The sequence below is a fragment of the Nocardia sp. NPDC046473 genome (assembly GCF_040645995.1).
Taxonomy (GTDB): domain Bacteria; phylum Actinomycetota; class Actinomycetes; order Mycobacteriales; family Mycobacteriaceae; genus Nocardia.
Map to the genome: position 1 here is coordinate 1 of NZ_JBEYZJ010000034.1, position 2867 is coordinate 2867.

The following is a 2867-nucleotide window of genomic DNA, read 5'->3' on the forward strand; positions in this document are numbered from 1 at the left end:
CCGGTTCGGTTCGTGGATGCGGTGCGTGGGGCTGAGCGGCTTGGTGTGACTCGGTTTATCGAGTTGGGTCCGGCCGCGGTGCTGACCCCGATGGCTGCGGACAGTGTGTCGGGTGTGGATCGGTTGTTGGTGTCGGCGATGCGCGCTGATCACGATGAGACGGTCACGGTGGTGTCGGCCGTGGCGGCATTGTGGGCTGATGGTGTGCGGGTTGATGTTTCGGCGTTGGTGCCGGTGGCCGCTCGGGTGGAGTTGCCGACGTATCCGTTCCAGCACACTCGTTATTGGCTCGATGGTGTGTCTGCTGGTGGTGATCCGGTGGGCCTGGGTCAGCGCGGGGCGGGGCATCCGTTGCTGGGCGCTGAGTTGGTCATGCCGGTCTCTGGTGAGACGGTGTTCACCGGTCGGTTGTCGTTGCGTACGCATCCGTGGTTGGCCGAGCATGCGGTGCACGGCGCAGTTGTGTTGCCCGGCACCGCTTTCGTCGAACTCGCCGTCCACGCTGGAGCCCGCATCGGCTGCCCGGTGATCGCCGAACTCACCCTGGAACTGCCCCTGGTGTTGCCCGCGCAGGGCGGCCGACAGTTGCAGGTCGTGGTGGGTGTACCGGACGCGGACGGTGCCCGCCCCCTCGGTATCTACTCCCGCGACGAGTCCGAAGAAGACGAATGGCTCCGCCACGCCACCGGTCGACTCGACCCGGTAATCCAGGGGCCCGCAACCGAACTCACGGTATGGCCGCCGGAGGGCGCCACCCAACTCGCAGTGCACGACCTGTATCCCGAGCTTGCGTCCGCGGGTCTGGCCTACGGTCCGGTGTTCCAGGGGGTGACGGCCGTATGGCGCTCTGGTGCAGAGATCTTCGCCGAGGTCGAACTCGATGAGGACACGGACACCGGCGCATTCGGTGTGCATCCGGCCCTGCTGGACGCCGCCCTGCATCCGCTGTCGCTGACCATCGACCCCGACGACCGGCAGGTCCGGTTGCCGTTCTCCTGGTCGGCGGTGGCCGTGCACGCGGTCGGCGCCCGTGCCGCCCGGGTACGGCTGCGGCTGCGGGGTGACACGGCCCTTTCGGTCGACCTGTTCGATGCGGACGGTGTCCCGATTGTGTCGGTGGGCGAGCTGGTGGTGCGGCCGATCGCGGCCACGCAGCTCAGCCGTGCCGAGGATGACTTGTTCCGGGTGGACTGGACTCGATTGCCGAGCGCAGGCGAGCCGGTGCCCGATGCCGTGGAGTGCACCGATCTGGATCAGTTGGCCGGTGCCGCGCCGGCTGTGGTTGGTGTGCGTTGCCCGTCGGGTGCACTGGAGGATGTCACCGGTGCGGTGCTGACCTGGCTGCAAAAGTGGTTGGCGCGTCCGGCATCGGCCGATTCCCGGATGGTGGTGCTGACCGAGCGCGCGGTGTCGGTCGCCGGGGAGGACGTGGATCCGGTGCAGGCCGCGGTCTGCGGCTTGGTGCGGTCGGCCGACGCGGAACACCCCGGCCGACTCATGGTGATCGATGGTGCCGTCGACGGCGAGTGGCAGCGCCTGATCGCCCTCGGCGAAACAGAACTCGCCGTGCGTGACGGAGTCGTGTGGGCACCGCGACTGGCGAGGATGCGGGCCATCGCGGCCGAGGATCCGACGCCGCTCGACGGCACGGTGGTGATCACCGGCGGCACCGGCGCGCTCGGCGCGTATGTTGCCGAGCATCTGGTCACCGTCCGGGGCGCCCGGGAACTGCTGCTGCTTTCGCGTCGCGGTAACCGAGCACCGGACGCGAACGACCTGGCCGCCCGGCTGACTGCCCTTGGCGCACGGGTCCGCCTGGTTGCCTGCGATGTGGCCGACCGGGACGCGCTCGAACAAGCGCTGGCCGGCGAGACCGTGACCACCGTGGTGCACGCGGCCGGTGTGCTGGACGACGGTGTGCTCGAGTCACTTTCGCAGGAACAGTTGGCAGTGGTGTTGCGGGCCAAGGCGGTGGCAGCATGGCACCTGCACGAGCTCTGCCCGCAGGCGCAACTGGTTCTGTTCTCCTCTGCCGCAGGCACTTTGGGCAGCCCAGGGCAGGCGAACTATGCGGCGGCCAACGCGTTTCTGGACGGATTGGCGCAGCACCGCCGGGCTCGTGGCTTGCCTGCGGTATCGCTGGCATGGGGATTGTGGGATACCGAGTCCGGCATGGGCGCGGGCGGCGTCCGCTCCGGTGTGGTGGCGCTGTCCATCGACGAGGGCCTCGGCCTGCTGGATACGGTGCTGGGTTCCGGTGCGGCCGTGGCCCTTCCGGTGAAGTTGGACCTGGCTGGGCTGCGTTCCAGGTTCGGCGGCGAGGTGCCGTCGCTGTTTCGTGGTTTGATCCCGGTATCAGCGCGCCGGGCCGCCGGCGGATCCGGCGGGGCCGACCGCCTGCGTGCCCGCCTTGCCACGCTGGGCGAGGCCGAGGCCTTGCGTACGGTGCTCGACCTGGTGCGCGAACAGACCGCCAGGGTGTCGGGTCATGCCGGGCCGGAAACGGTGGACGTGCAACGCAGCTTCCAGGAACTCGGCTTCGATTCACTGGCCGCCTTGGAACTACGCACCGCCCTACAGACCAGCACCGGGCTGCGGCTGCCCTCGACCCTGGTATTCGACTATCCGACGCCGGCGGAACTGGCGCATCACCTGGTGGCGGAGCTGGTGGACACCGCTCGGTCGAGCGCGGCTACCACCACAACGGCGGTCGCGGACGAGCCGATTGCGATTGTGGGTATGGCGTGTCGTTTTCCGGGTGAGGTGTGGTCTCCGGAGGGTTTGTGGCGTTTGGTAGTTGAGGGGCGGGAGGGTATTTCGGAGTTTCCGGTTGATCGTGGTTGGGATGTGGAGTTTCTGTATGACCC

The 2867-nt window shown here is 68.3% G+C and carries 1 protein-coding gene; it reads left to right on the forward strand.

Annotation, left to right across the window (positions count from 1 at the left end; genetic code table 11):
- Window positions 1–45: 45 nt before the first annotated feature.
- A partial coding sequence (locus ABZ942_RS43790; RefSeq protein WP_357392276.1) for an SDR family NAD(P)-dependent oxidoreductase occupies window positions 46–2867 on the forward strand: 2822 nt, incomplete at its 3' end.